This window comes from Anaerococcus degeneri, assembly GCF_017874475.1.
GTDB lineage: Bacteria > Bacillota > Clostridia > Tissierellales > Peptoniphilaceae > Anaerococcus > Anaerococcus degeneri.
In genome coordinates, this window is sequence record NZ_JAGGLO010000001.1 from 409417 (window position 1) to 423182 (window position 13766).

General features: G+C 31.8%; 10 protein-coding genes. 9 read left to right on the top strand and 1 reads right to left on the bottom strand.

The window, feature by feature from the left end; genetic code table 11:
• Nucleotides 1-73: 73 nt before the first annotated feature.
• The 9 genes from J2Z38_RS01970 to J2Z38_RS02010 all read left to right on the top strand — a co-directional run bounded on the left by J2Z38_RS01970 (nucleotide 74) and on the right by J2Z38_RS02010 (nucleotide 12965).
• Nucleotides 74-1207, top strand: a complete 1134-nt coding sequence (locus tag J2Z38_RS01970; RefSeq protein ID WP_209771798.1) for a glucose-1-phosphate adenylyltransferase — start codon at nucleotides 74-76, stop codon at nucleotides 1205-1207.
• Between the two features lies 1 nt (nucleotide 1208).
• On the top strand, nucleotides 1209-2336 hold the full coding sequence (gene glgD / locus J2Z38_RS01975) for a glucose-1-phosphate adenylyltransferase subunit GlgD (protein WP_209771801.1): 1128 nt from the start codon (nucleotides 1209-1211) through the stop codon (nucleotides 2334-2336).
• Nucleotides 2336-3766 (top strand): glycogen synthase GlgA, encoded by a 1431-nt coding sequence (glgA, locus tag J2Z38_RS01980; RefSeq protein ID WP_209771803.1) that lies wholly within the window; start codon nucleotides 2336-2338, stop codon nucleotides 3764-3766. Before glgD ends, glgA begins: the two co-directional genes overlap by 1 nt.
• Nucleotides 3767-3771: 5 nt before the next feature.
• The gene (locus J2Z38_RS01985; RefSeq protein ID WP_209771805.1) at nucleotides 3772-6027 is read left to right on the top strand and encodes a glycogen/starch/alpha-glucan phosphorylase; all 2256 of its coding nucleotides are present in this window, start codon (nucleotides 3772-3774) and stop codon (nucleotides 6025-6027) included.
• Nucleotides 6014-7909, top strand: coding sequence for a type I pullulanase (gene pulA / locus J2Z38_RS01990; RefSeq protein WP_209771807.1), 1896 nt, complete (start codon nucleotides 6014-6016; stop codon nucleotides 7907-7909). Before J2Z38_RS01985 ends, pulA begins: the two co-directional genes overlap by 14 nt.
• The gene (locus tag J2Z38_RS01995; RefSeq protein WP_209771809.1) at nucleotides 7899-9593 is read left to right on the top strand and encodes a phospho-sugar mutase; all 1695 of its coding nucleotides are present in this window, start codon (nucleotides 7899-7901) and stop codon (nucleotides 9591-9593) included. The genes pulA and J2Z38_RS01995 overlap by 11 nt, the downstream gene beginning before the upstream one ends.
• Before the next feature lie 100 nt (nucleotides 9594-9693).
• Entirely contained in the window at nucleotides 9694-10197 is a 504-nt protein-coding gene (locus J2Z38_RS02000) for an FHA domain-containing protein (RefSeq protein WP_209771812.1), read from the top strand.
• Nucleotides 10190-11452 (top strand): FtsW/RodA/SpoVE family cell cycle protein, encoded by a 1263-nt coding sequence (locus J2Z38_RS02005; RefSeq protein ID WP_209771814.1) that lies wholly within the window; start codon nucleotides 10190-10192, stop codon nucleotides 11450-11452. The genes J2Z38_RS02000 and J2Z38_RS02005 overlap by 8 nt, the downstream gene beginning before the upstream one ends.
• On the top strand, nucleotides 11445-12965 hold the full coding sequence (locus J2Z38_RS02010; RefSeq protein WP_209771816.1) for a peptidoglycan D,D-transpeptidase FtsI family protein: 1521 nt from the start codon (nucleotides 11445-11447) through the stop codon (nucleotides 12963-12965). Before J2Z38_RS02005 ends, J2Z38_RS02010 begins: the two co-directional genes overlap by 8 nt.
• On the opposite strand, the gene J2Z38_RS02015 is transcribed toward J2Z38_RS02010, so the two are convergent.
• The gene (locus J2Z38_RS02015; protein WP_209771818.1) at nucleotides 12966-13751 is read right to left on the bottom strand and encodes an NAD(+)/NADH kinase; all 786 of its coding nucleotides are present in this window, start codon (nucleotides 13749-13751) and stop codon (nucleotides 12966-12968) included.
• Between the last annotated feature and the right edge of the window lie 15 nt (nucleotides 13752-13766).

Below are 13766 nucleotides of genomic sequence, written 5' to 3' on the forward strand. Positions count from 1 at the left end.
GTTTTCTAGAATATAATTTCCATAATTGGGTATATATATGAAGACAAATATAATTCATAAAACAGGAGGGCTTATGAGAAACTCAAACAATATTGCAGCAATGCTTTTAGCAGGTGGACAAGGTTCAAGACTTAAAGCATTGACAAGAGAAATGGCAAAACCGGTAGTTCCTTTTGGGGGGAAATATCGTATTATAGATTTCGCCCTTAGTAACTCTACAAATAGTGAAATTAAAGACATAGGTGTATTGACTCAATATAAACCACAACTATTAAATGAACACCTTGGTATTGGCACTGCATGGGATTATGATAGGAATTTTGGTGGCTTAAGAATTCTTACACCTTATTATACAGAAGAAGGTGGTAGGTGGTTTGAAGGTACTGCTTCTGCTATTTATGAAAACATAAATTATCTAGACGAGGTTAATCCAGAGTACGTTTTAATTTTATCTGGCGATCATATTTATAAGATGGATTACAGAGAACTTCTAGATATTCATAAGCAAAAAGGCGCAGACTGTACAATCGCTGTTATGGAAGTGGATTGGGATGAAGCTAGTCGTTTTGGTATTATGAATACTGATGAAGATGGAAAAATTGTTGAATTCGAAGAAAAGCCAGAAAATCCAAAATCAAATCTTGCTTCAATGGGTATTTATATTTTCAATTGGAAAGTTTTAAGAAAAGAATTAATTGAAGATTATGAAAATAAAGAATCTACAAATGACTTTGGTCATGATATTATACCAAAAATGTTAAATCAAGGCTCACCACTTTATGTTTATAAATTTGATGGTTATTGGAAGGATGTAGGAACAGTTAGAAGTTTCTGGCAGGCAAATCTAGATCTTATCGATCCTGATAATGAACTTGGAATATATGATGATAATTGGAGAATATATACAAAATCTCTTAACCTACCTCCACATAGACTAGGAAAGAAGGCTGAGCTTACTGATACTCTTGTAAATGAGGCATGTGTTATAAATGGCAAGGTTAACCATTCTGTTCTGTTTTCTGAAGTTGAGATAGAAGAAGGAGCTGAAGTTTACAATTCAGTTTTACTAAACGGTGTAAAAGTTAAATCCGGAGTTAAAATTTATAATGCTGTAGTAGCAGAAAATATGGAATTAACTGAAGATATAGGTAAAGAAAATGACGAAAATGTATATCTAGTTAGCAACGAAGGTATAGAGGAGGAATAGGATGGAAAGAATTGTCGCTTTAGTTTATAGTCCAGACTTTAATGAATCAAATTATGGTCCTTTATGTAAATTTAGGCCAGATTATATGTTACCATTTGGTGGCAGATATAGAATTATAGATTTCGCTTTGTCTAATCTTGCGAATTATGATATAAATAGGGTTATCTTGTATGCAGGTAGCAAGTTGCGTTCGACTCTTGACCACGTTGGTAATGGTAAAAGCTGGGAATTAAATAGGAGAAATGGCGGTCTCATGATAAACCCAGTTGGTCTAGCCAATAAAGGACCAAGAAGCGAAGTTGAGACTTACTACGATACAATAGTATATTTCCAAGACCATGATTTTGAATATGTATACATCAAAAACCCAATGTATATTATAAAAGAAGACATTGGCGATGCAATGGAAAGAATGAAAGAAGAAGACATAGATTGTTTAATCTTATCGAATAAGACTGTAGATAAGGACGGGGAGTACTTAAACCAATCCATTATTAATTCTGATGATTCAGGAAAACCAACAGGTGTTGGCATGAACCTTGGAATTACAGATACAGTTGACTTATTCCTAGGATCATTAATTATGAAAAAGGAATCTTTCTTAAGAGTCCTAAGACATGCTATGCAAGCTAATGTTTCAAATTCAATGTTATCTGCAATTTTTGCTTATCCTGGTAAGCTTAATATTGATTTCTATAGACAAGAGAAAGAATTTGAAATTATTAAGGATGTAAATTCCTTCTATGAAGTAAATATGAGATTACTTGACGAGGACATTTTTGATGGCCTATTCTATAAGGATGGTTTAGTTTATACAAAATCAAAAGATGAGCCATCAACTACCTATACTAAAAACGCCAATGTTAAAAACTCACTTATAGCAAATGGTGGAGTTATAGAGGGTGAAGTTGAAAATTCTATTATATTTAGGGGCGCTAAAATTGGAAAGGGAGCTATAATAAGAAACTCCATAATTTTCCAAGATTCTGTAATAGGTGACGGTGCTATTCTAAATTTTGTAATTACTGATAAAGGTACAGAGATTGGTCATGATGTAAGATTATTTGGTAATAGGGCTAATCCATATGTTACAGGAAAGAATGAATCATTAGATCAAAGGAGTTATTAATGAATATACTTTTTCTAACAAGTGAATCAGTACCATTCATAAAAACTGGAGGGCTTGCAGATGTTGCTGGGGCCCTTCCAAAGGAACTTAAGAAAAAAGGTGTGGACATAAGAGTAGTTTTACCTTTACATAAAGGCATTGATAATACCTACCGCGAAAAAATGGAAAAAATCACAGAATTTTATGTAGACCTTGATTGGAAACACCAATACGCTGGAGTTTATCAGTTAGAATGGGATGGAGTAACTTATTATTTTATAGATAACCTTGAATATTTTGACAGAGATGGTCTGTATGGTTATGATGACGATGCTGAGAGATATATCTATTATTCGAAGGCATGTACTCTTCTACCAAAAGAAATTAATTTTAAACCAGATATAATCCATTCAAATGATTGGCATACTGCTATGGTCAACGTTTTTGTAAATGACTTTAGACAGGGTGATAGTTTTTATGAAGACATAAGGACTCTATTTACTATTCACAACCTAAAATACCAGGGAGTTTTCAACTCTGACTACATGGCCTTAGCTGGACTTGATGGAAGATATTTTAATGAAAATGACTTAAAGTATTTTGATGCCATAAACTTTATGAAGGGCGGTATTATTCACGCAACTCATGTAAATACAGTATCAGAAAATTATGCAAGAGAAATTCAATATCCTTTCTATGGCGAAGGTCTTGACGGAGTAATTAGGGAATATAACTTTAAGCTGGATGGAATTGTAAACGGCATTGACTATGATGTTTGGAATCCAAAAACCGATAAAAACCTAGCTAAAAATTACGACTTAGATTCTATTGATGATAAGTATGTGAATAAAAAAGAATTACAGAAACTTTATAATCTTCCAGAAAGAGAAGATGTTCCTGTATTTGGTATAGTTTCAAGACTTAATGAAATGAAGGGTATGGACCTTGTAAGATATATTTTAGAAGAATTCTTACAAGAAGATGTCCAGTTAGTAGTCCTAGGCACAGGTGATTATACCTATGAGGAAATGTTCAAATATTTTGAGTGGAAGTATCCAGATAAGGTAGCTGCGAGGATATATTATAATGATAGAGAATCGCATGACATCTATGCTGGATCTGATTTTTATCTTATGCCTTCAATCTCAGAACCTTGCGGTATAAGCCAGCTTATAGCTATGCGCTATGGATCTCTACCAATTGTCAGGGAAGCTGGTGGTTTAAAAGATACTGTAATTCCTTATAATGAATACACTGGAGAAGGAACTGGCTATTCATTTGCAAATATAAATGCTCACGAGCTTTTATTTGCTGCTAAAAATGCCGTCGAAGTATATAATAACAAAAAGGATGTCCATAGACACTTGATAGAAAATGCGATGAAGCAAAAGAATGACTGGGAAATGTCATCTGAAAAATATTTAGATTTGTACGAACGAATTAAAGCTTAGAAAATATGAAAAATGATAAAGATTTTATCATAAAAAGAATACAAAGTTTTTTGTATTCTTTTTATGCGAAAAATATTGAAAACGCAAGAATAAATGAAGTATATGACTGCCTTTGTAGGTACATGATGGAAATCATTGGTAAGACTTGGGTAAGATCAAAAGCCCTAGGTGGTGATAAGGATTATTACATTTTATCCTTCGAATATCTACCAGGTAAGTTTATAGAAAGAAATATCCGTAGACTTAAGATTAAAGACGAAATTACAGGAGCTCTTGATGAATTAGGTTTCAATTTTGATGACATCCTAGCATGTGAAAAGGAAGCTGATCTAGGTGTTGGAGATATTGGTATAGGTTCATCTGCCTTAATTAACGCTCTTGCTAACGAAAATAAACGTGCGGTTGCCTATGCTCTTAGGTATGAAAATGGAAACTTAAAGCAAAAAATAATTGATGGAAGACAGGTTGAATATTCGGATTTTTGGCTTGAACAAGGTTCCAACTGGGAACATAAGAAGGCCTTTACCTACTTGCTTGATATTGATGGTAGAAAAAATAAATCAGTTGCCTATGATATGCCAATATTAAGCGATGATGCTTGCTTTGTAAATACCTTAAGACTTTTTAAATCTGAACCACTAAATGCTATAAATATTGATGATTTTTCAAGGGGAGATTTTTTAAAAGCTTACGATGACTATATAAATGTTAGTTCTATAAATAAATTCTTATATATAGATGATTCTACCTATGAAGGTAAGATTTTTAGGTTAAAGCAAGAATATTTTTATTCGGTATCTGCAGTTAGAGATATATTTAGAAGGCATAATAAAAGACATGGTCAAATTGAAGGTATTGAAAAAAACATAAAAATATACACTCATGATATTCACCCAAGCCTTGCAATAATAGAATTTATTAGGATCCTAACTCAAGAATATGCCTATGATATGTCCAAAGCTATTGAGATGGCAAGAAATGTTTTTGAACATGTTGCTTTTTCGATAACAGATGATAGTGTCGAAGTTTATGATATAGACATGATAAGAAGGATAAATCCAGGGGCAATGGATGTAATAATTGAGATTCAAAAAAATCTTCAAATTAGGTCTAGGGATATTAATCTTGTAAAAAATGGCAAAGTATATTTTAGGAATATAAATAAATATCTGTCAGGGGAATATCACTACTTATCAAAAATAATTTCAGATTCTAGAGAAAATGATATTAATCATTCATATTATAATTATGGAACTGATAGGATTCTTTATGCCGAGTCTGCGAATGCAGGTCTTACAAATCTTTTAAAAGACTACGGCATAAGTTCTTACCATTATGAAAAAATTGAAAAATTTAAAAAACTAAAAAATAATAAGAATTTTATTCTTGATTTAGACAAAGTAAAGTACAATAATAAAAGTGCGTTCGCAAAAATTGTGAAAGATAGGACGGGTGATGTAATAAACCCATACTCTATTTTTGATATACAATTAACTATAATGCATGAAAGCAAAAGGCAGATTCTTAATTGTCTGGCCATTGCTTATGAGTATTACATGTTAAAATATAATAGTAACCTTATGCTAACGCCAACCACTTATATATTTTCAGGTAAAGCCAACGAAGGATACTTCATGGCAAAAGAGACCATTAAATTTATCATAGCTCTTAAGAAAATGATAGATAAGGATAAATTTATTAGGGAAAAGATTAAAATTGTTTTTATAGAAGATTTAAATGTTGAAAAAATTAAAGGAATCTTACCGGCGGTTGACTTATATTCAAATCTAACCCTGCCAACCCTTGATAATCAGAATTTCAATATTTTAAATGCCAGCTTTAACATGTCCAATATCCTATCATCTAAGGGAGGGATTGTGGACAATCTTGCTAAATCAAATTCATTTTATACTTTTGGCGCTGACTTTAACCAAGTCAAAAAATTAAATGAAGAAAATTCTTATAATGCTAACGAATTTTATTATGATAAGCATGTTGTTAAGTTTACTATAGACAATTTATTAAATGAATCCTATGAAGTTTTCCCTTATAATTTCAAGACTATATATGATCAGTTGCTTATGTACAATGACTCCTTTAAGTGTTTTTATGATCTAGAAGACTTACTTGATACTCGTAAAATTATCAAGAAGGACTTTTTAGATGTTGATAAATGGATAAGTAGACAAATTGAAAATATATTGTGGGCAAATAATTTTAGATTGGATGAAGTAATTAATAAAGATAATGAACTTAGTTAACAATATTAGCTATAAAGAAATTAAAGAAATTAAATTAGGAGCGATTTATTCTAAAAATGAAACTACATTTAAGGTGTTTGCTCCAAATCGAGATAAGATTGACCTAGTAATAACAGATGATTATAAAAAAGTCAGAAGAGATATTCACCCTATGAAAAAGGATGAAATGGGTATATTTACAGTAAGTATAAAGGGTGATTACGACGGATATTTTTATAATTATATTGTTGAAGATAAGTATGAAGTAACTGACCCATATGCAGTTTCAGCATCGATAAATTCTATGTATTCGGCTGTAATTAATCTAGATGATACAAACCCAGAAGGATTTAAGGAAAGCAAACATCCAGATATTAAGGAAAATGAAGCTATCATTTGTGAGTTAAGCGTAAAAAATTATACTGCAGATAAGTCTAGTGGAGTTTATAATAGGGGTAAATTTTTAGGACTAGCTGAAGCTGGCACTAGGTTTAAGGATGTAAAGACAGGTCTTGATAATATTGAAGAGCTTGGTGTGACCCATGTACAAGTTTTACCAATTTACGACTTTATCTCTGTAGATGAAGACCATTCAAGATTTTTCCATGATGACAATTATAATTGGGGCTATGATCCTGAATTATATTTTGCACCAGAAGGTTCTTACTCAACTAATCCCTTAGATCCAAAATCTAGGGTTAGGGAAGCTAAGGAGATGGTGAAGGCCTTTCACGATAGGGGAAGTGGTGTGATTATGGACGTGGTTTTTAATCACACTTTTAAAACTATTGACTCAAATCTGAATACCTTGGCTCCTAAATATTATCACAGGACAAATCCTGACGAGAGTTTTTCTAATGGGTCTGGTTGTGGTAACGAACTTGCAAGCGAAAAACCATTTGTTAGAAAACTTATAATAGATTCTTTGGTTTATTGGGCAAAAGAATATAAAATAGACGGCTTTAGATTTGATTTGATGGCTCTAATTGATTTAGAAACTATAAAGATTGCGATAAAAGAGCTAAAGAAAATCAATCCTAATATTATTATATACGGGGAGCCATGGATGGCTTTATCTTCACCTCTAGCATATGACCAGCAAATATGGAAGGGAAGACAGAGGTCTAATGGCTTTGGAGTTTTTAACGATGATTTTAGGGATGCTATAAAAGGTGATGTGAATTCATACGGCAAGGGCTATATCCAAGGGATTTTCCACAATAAACATGCAATTGAAACAGGCATTAGAGGTTCAATTGATAATGGTAATGGACTTGGTTTTGCAGATGATGCTAGTGAGACAATTAATTATTTTAATTGCCATGATAATTTGATTATATATGACAAGTTAGCTATTTCGCTTGATGACACTAGTGATATTAATTCATATATTAAACTTGCGTTAGGTATAATTATGTTATCTTTTGGTAAGCCATTTATCTATGAAGGCAATGAATTTAATCACAGTAAGAAAAACGATGCTAACTCTTATAGGTCGCCACTTTATGTAAATGCTATAGATTGGGCAGATAAGGAAAATAATAAAGAAATATTTACTTATACAAAAAACTTAATTTCTCTTAGAAAATCAATAGAAGCTTTTAAATATACAGATTATAATGAAATAGAAAAAAGGCTTAAGTTTATTGAGGGTCTAGATGATAGCTTGATAGGTTATAGCCTTGATAAAAAATATTTAGTTCTTATAAATGCAAATGGTCATGAAATGTTTGTAGGACATGATAAACTTACAAATCATCTAGGCATTGAGAAGTTTAATAAAATTGAAAAGATTTTTGATAAAGAGGGTATTAATAATATAAACATAGATATAAGTCATGGTATTAACTTAGAATCTTTGTCGGTAAATGTATATAAGATAGGAGATGCTTATGGATTATAAGAAAATTTTTGAAACTTGGTATGAAGATGAAAGGTTTGATGAAGAAACTAGAAAAGAACTAGAAGCTATCAAGGATAATGATGAAGAAATTAAAGATAGGTTTTACCAATCTTTAAAATTCGGAACTGCAGGTCTTAGGGGTAAAATTGGTGCTGGTACTAATAGGATGAATAAGTACATGGTAGCTCAAGCAACCCAAGGTTTTGCAGATACCATAGCAGAAGGTGGAGAAGAAGCCAAAAAACGCGGTGTTGCCATTGCTTATGATGTTAGACATAAGTCTCTAGAATTTTCTAAGATTGCTGCAGAAGTTTTTGCTGCAAATGGCATTAAGGTTTACATCCATAAAGACATAGAGCCAACACCAGTATGTTCGTTTACTATTCGTGAACTTGGTTGTGTGGCAGGTGTAATGGTAACAGCATCTCACAACCCAAGAGAATACAATGGTTATAAGGCTTACAATGAAGAAGGAAGCCAAATTATGGATGAAACTGCCAACAAGATTTTATCCTATATTGGTGACCACCCAGACTTTTTTGAAATCCCAAGAATGGACTTTGAAGAGGGTCTGAAAGATGGAATTATTGAATATGTTCCAGATGAAGTTATCGATAAATATATTTCCCTAATACTAGATTGCACAATTAATGATGAGGAAATTGACAAGGATATTTGCGTAGTTTACTCTCCACTTAATGGTACAGGAAATAAACTAGTTAGAAGAATTCTCGATGAAAGAGGATTTACAAATATTCACGTAGTTAAAGAACAAGAAAATCCAGATCCAGATTTCACAACTGTTGGATATCCAAACCCTGAAGATCCAAAGGCTTTCAAATATTCAGAAGAATTAGGAAAGAAAGTTGATGCAGACCTTCTTCTAGCAACTGATCCAGATGCAGATAGGTGTGCTGTAGAAGTTAAGGATAAAAATGGGGAATATCAATTCCTTACAGGTAACTTAATAGGCACTCTTTTAACCCAATATATTTTATCAGGTCTAAAAGATAAGGGAGAACTCCCAAATAATGCTGCAGTAGTTAAATCGATAGTAACTACAGATTTAATTGCTCCAATTGCTGCTAAGTACGGTGTTCAAAAATTTGATGTTTTAACAGGATTTAAGAATATCTATGATAAGGCAAATGAACTTGAAAGAGAAAATTCAGGTAAGTTCGTATTTGGTTTTGAAGAGTCAATTGGATATAACTACAAAGATTTTGTAAGAGATAAAGATTCTGTAAATGCGGCTATGATGATTACAGAAATGGCTGCATATTACAAAGCAAAGGGCAAGACTTTAATAGATGTAATAAAAGAAATCTATGATGAACATGGATATTATTCTAACGAAGTTATATCAATAGTCCTTGAAGGTGTAGATGGCCAAGAAAGAATTGGAAGGATTATGACTGAAGTAAGAACAAATCCTATCAAAGAATTTAATGGCGATAAGGTAGTTAAAGTTATTGACTATCAAAATGATGATACTGGACTTCCAAAATCAAATGTATTGAAATATTATTTTGGAGATGATTCTTGGGTAACATTAAGACCATCAGGTACAGAGCCAAAAATTAAGATTTATGTAAATGCTATTGCTGATTCTATGGATAAGGCAAAAGATAAGAAAGATTCTATAGTTAAGCATATGGAATCTGTAATTGACTCCATAAAATAAAATAAATTCTAGGCCTCAGGGGAAACTCTGAGGTTTTTTTCTTAAAAACTTGAATTTAGCCTTAAAATATCATAATATATACCCAAGGAGTATTAAATATATGGAAAAATTTTTTAATCTTATTGATAAAGTATTTTCAATAAATGTTTTTGGAAATTTAACTTTATATCAATTATTATCAACAATATTGAAGTATATATTTGTATTTGTAGTTTTTTATTTTATTTACTCTATTATTAGAATAATATATTATGATGTTAGAACTACACTTAAAAAAGAACAAGATTCTGATACTTATTTAAAATTAATAAATTTGAACGATGGTTTTTCATTTATGGTTCAAGAATATTACTTTTTGGGAGAAGATAATACAATTGGCAGGGATGCAAGAAATACTATAAGTATTAACGATAAGTACTTGTCAAAATTTCATGCTAGAATCCTCCAAGATGAAAACATGTATTTTCTTGAAGATTTAAAATCAGCTAATGGAACCTACTTAAATGATGAACAGATAGTTGATGCTATTGAATTAAAATCAGGCGATATAATTAGAATTGGGTCGCTTAAATTTTTATTTGTCCAAGGTGATCGTGATGAATAAATCAATAGATATATTAGAAAAATCAATGAGAAAGACCAGAGCTAAAGCAAATATGCTTTTGTTTATCTTTGAATTCTTGTCTTTGTCTTTGGCTATGATTTTTAATATCGAAAACCTAACAAATTTTGATTTTTACACTTATTTAGCTATATTAGCTGTCACCCTACTTACTTCATTTTTAGTAGATAGGTTTACTAAATCTGACAATATTTTGCTGCTCATAGTAAACATGCTATTTTCAATAGGTGTTGCGATTATCTATAGACTTGACCCAAAGCTTGGAAGAAGACAGTTGCAGTTTTACCTGGTTGGCGTAATTTTATTTTTTACGACCTATTTTATATTAAAAATTGGTAATAAATGGGATAAATTAATTTTATTTTACGCAGGAGTTTCAATTGCCTTGTTTATAATAACTTTAGTTTTGGGTACAAATTTATATGGAGCTAAAAACTGGATTATTATTGGTAATAAATTTAGTATCCAACCTTCAGAGTTTATTAAAGTTCCACTTGCTTTTTTTATAGCATGTTTTTACACTAACTTTAACCAAATTAGTTTAAAACCTTTTGGAAGATATTTTATGAATTTTATGATTTATGTCTTTATAGGATTCTTATTCCTACAAAAGGATTTAGGAACGGCTCTGATATTTTTTGGTGTTTTAATTTTAAGCCAGTTTGTTTATGAAAAAGATAGAAAATTAATTTTTATAAATATGTTTTTCATGGTCATTGGCTCGGTAGTTGCGTATTTTTTATTTGGCCACGTTAGGATAAGGGTAGCGACTTGGCTTGACCCATGGTCAGACATTGACGTTACAGGCTATCAGATAACTCAAGCTCTGTTTGCAACAGCAAGTGGTGGGCTTTTTGGGACTGGAATTGGCCTTGGAAGACCAGATTATATACCAGTTGCAGAATCAGACTTTATTTTTTCGGCTATTTGCGAAGAAATGGGAGTTTTTATGGGTATAGGAGTGGTTCTATTATTTATGATTCTAGTTTATAGGGCAATAAAAATTTCACTCACCCAACAAAACAAATTCTATTCTGTCCTTGCTTTTTGTATAGGAGTATTATTTGCACTACAAACCTTTATAATCTTAGGTGGAGTATTAAAACTCATACCTCTAACAGGTGTCACCTTACCATTCATCAGCCAGGGCGGATCTTCAATGCTAGCAGGTTTTATCCTCCTAGGTTGTCTCCAATATTGCGGGGAAGAAATAAAGGAAGGAGGACAAAATGACTGATAAAAAACCGAGTAAAAAAAGAACTACTGGTAAAAGCTTTATAGATAAAATTAAAGAGGTAGAAGAAAAACAAAGATATAAGGAAAATAGCCAACTTAAAGTACTAACAAAATCAACCTTAAATAAAAGACTTGTCTTTGTTATGGTGTTTTTTGTATTTTTGTTTATGTTTGTAGCTTTATACTTAGTTTACTTCCAATTGTTTAAGGCAAAATCATTGGCGGATAATTCACACAATAGGAGACTTTGGTTAAATGAGGACCTGGTTAAAAGGGGAAGTATTTATGATAGGAACGAAAATGTATTAGCCTATAGCGAGAAAGATGGGTCAGGTAAACAGGTAAGGATTTATAATTATCCGCAAGCTTCAGCTCCAGTTACTGGATATTCTTCTAATACTTATGGAAAGACAGGAATTGAGAAATCTTATAATAAAGAACTTCTTGCTATAAGTGGAGAAAACTTTAGTAATTTTAGAAAAATGGTTGTCAAAAATGATACAGGAAATGACCTTCATTTAAGTTTAGATCAAAATATTCAAAATATTGTTTATAATTACTTAAGTGCGTACAAGGGTTCTTGTGTTATTATGAATCCAAGTACTGGTCAAATTCTAGCAATGGTTTCAACACCGAGTTTCAACCCAAATACTTTAGACAATGATTGGAATAATCTAATTCAAACAACAGATGGTAGGCTAGTTAATAGGGCAACTCTTGGTCTATATAGGCCTGGATCTGTCTTTAAAATAATAACCTCTGCTTCGATTCTAGAAAATAAGATAGATACATCATATAAGGATGAAGGAAGCGAAATTATCCAAGGTTTCGAGATTAAGAACTATGGTGATCAAATTTTTGGAAATCTTGATTTAAGATCAGCATTTATTAATTCAGCAAATACATATTTTGCGAATAAGGCTGTTAACCTTGGCAAGGATAAACTTGCTAAAACTAGTGAAAAATTTGTTTTTAATAAAGATTACGAGTTTGACCTAGATAAGAATAATTCTGTTATACCTTTTAAAGATTTAAATGAAGCAGATCTTGCGATGACTGGTTTTGGATATGGAAAGACTCAAATTACTCCTCTTCATATGGCGATGATAACATCTGCTATTGCTAATGATGGAGTTATGATGAGACCAAGACTTGTTGATAAGATTACTAATAAAGAAAAAGAAGTGATTTTTGAGGCGGATGATGAGGTTTTATCGAAAGCAACTAGCGAGAAAACAGCCAATACTATTAGAGATATGATGGTTGAGGTAGTTAACTCAGGAACAGGAACCAATGCCTATCTAAATTGGGTACAACTAGCAGGAAAAACAGGAACAGCCGATAAGGCTGATGGAAATGTTGATGCTTGGTTTGTTGGATTTGCACCTGCCTATGAGCCCAAAATAGCCTTTGCTTTGGTAATAGAAGATAGCCAAGGCACAGGTGGTGAAGTGGCTGCGCCTTTAGCAAGAAACATGGTTAGAGATATTTTTAATACAATAACATTTAACTAATCACATAAGCTTATTTTTAATATTAGTCCAGTAATGGTTTTTATTTAGAATAAGCTTATTTATTTTATTTGGGGAAACACCTATGCTAATTTTGTAATCTTTAGTATATAATTCTCTGCCATCAAAAATAAAGATTGTATGATAGTTGTCTCTCTTTGATACTGATATTTCAATTGTCGCATCATTTGGTAGGACAACAGGACACTTTAGTGACTTATTTAAATTTGAATAGACAGGGGCAATAGGAGTTAGTTGAAAACCGTTAAGGGATTGGTGTAAAATAGCTCCATTTGCCGATAAATTATAGGCTGTAGATCCATGTGGAGTGGAAATTATGAGGCCATCTCCAGAATAAGCCTCTATAAAATTTCCATCAATAAAAACTTTGAGTCTAATAATTTGGTTTTTCTTAGATTTAACAACTACTTCATTAATGGCATTTATGCTCTTGTTATTTATTTTTGATTGAAGAACCGTTAGCTCTTCAATCTTGTATTGATTTTTTTTAAGGGCATCTACGAATTCTTCTAGCATGTCTACCTCAATTTCTTGGTAGAATCCAAGGTGACCAGTGTTTATTCCAATGAAGGGAATAGAAGAAAAATTAGAAAGATGAACGGCATTTAGGAAAGTGCCGTCACCTCCTATGACAAGATTTAGAAATGCGTGAGGGTTAAAATCTCCGCTAATTTGATAACCGTTGGACTCTAATATTTTTTTTGTTCTCTGAAAGATTGTGTTTGTATACCTAGATTTGTTTTTAAAAATATTAATTATATTTGTCATATCATATCCTCTCGA

What these genes read in the sequence shown, in the direction of transcription:
- J2Z38_RS01970 (WP_209771798.1), top strand. Translation starts at nt 74, where the DNA reads ATGAGAAACTCAAACAATATTGCAGCAATGCTTTTAGCAGGTGGACAA.
- glgD (WP_209771801.1), top strand. Translation starts at nt 1,209, where the DNA reads ATGGAAAGAATTGTCGCTTTAGTTTATAGTCCAGACTTTAATGAATCA.
- glgA (WP_209771803.1), top strand. Translation starts at nt 2,336, where the DNA reads ATGAATATACTTTTTCTAACAAGTGAATCAGTACCATTCATAAAAACT.
- J2Z38_RS01985 (WP_209771805.1), top strand. Translation starts at nt 3,772, where the DNA reads ATGAAAAATGATAAAGATTTTATCATAAAAAGAATACAAAGTTTTTTG.
- pulA (WP_209771807.1), top strand. Translation starts at nt 6,014, where the DNA reads ATGAACTTAGTTAACAATATTAGCTATAAAGAAATTAAAGAAATTAAA.
- J2Z38_RS01995 (WP_209771809.1), top strand. Translation starts at nt 7,899, where the DNA reads ATGGATTATAAGAAAATTTTTGAAACTTGGTATGAAGATGAAAGGTTT.
- J2Z38_RS02000 (WP_209771812.1), top strand. Translation starts at nt 9,694, where the DNA reads ATGGAAAAATTTTTTAATCTTATTGATAAAGTATTTTCAATAAATGTT.
- J2Z38_RS02005 (WP_209771814.1), top strand. Translation starts at nt 10,190, where the DNA reads ATGAATAAATCAATAGATATATTAGAAAAATCAATGAGAAAGACCAGA.
- J2Z38_RS02010 (WP_209771816.1), top strand. Translation starts at nt 11,445, where the DNA reads ATGACTGATAAAAAACCGAGTAAAAAAAGAACTACTGGTAAAAGCTTT.
- J2Z38_RS02015 (WP_209771818.1), bottom strand. Translation starts at nt 13,751, where the DNA reads ATGACAAATATAATTAATATTTTTAAAAACAAATCTAGGTATACAAAC.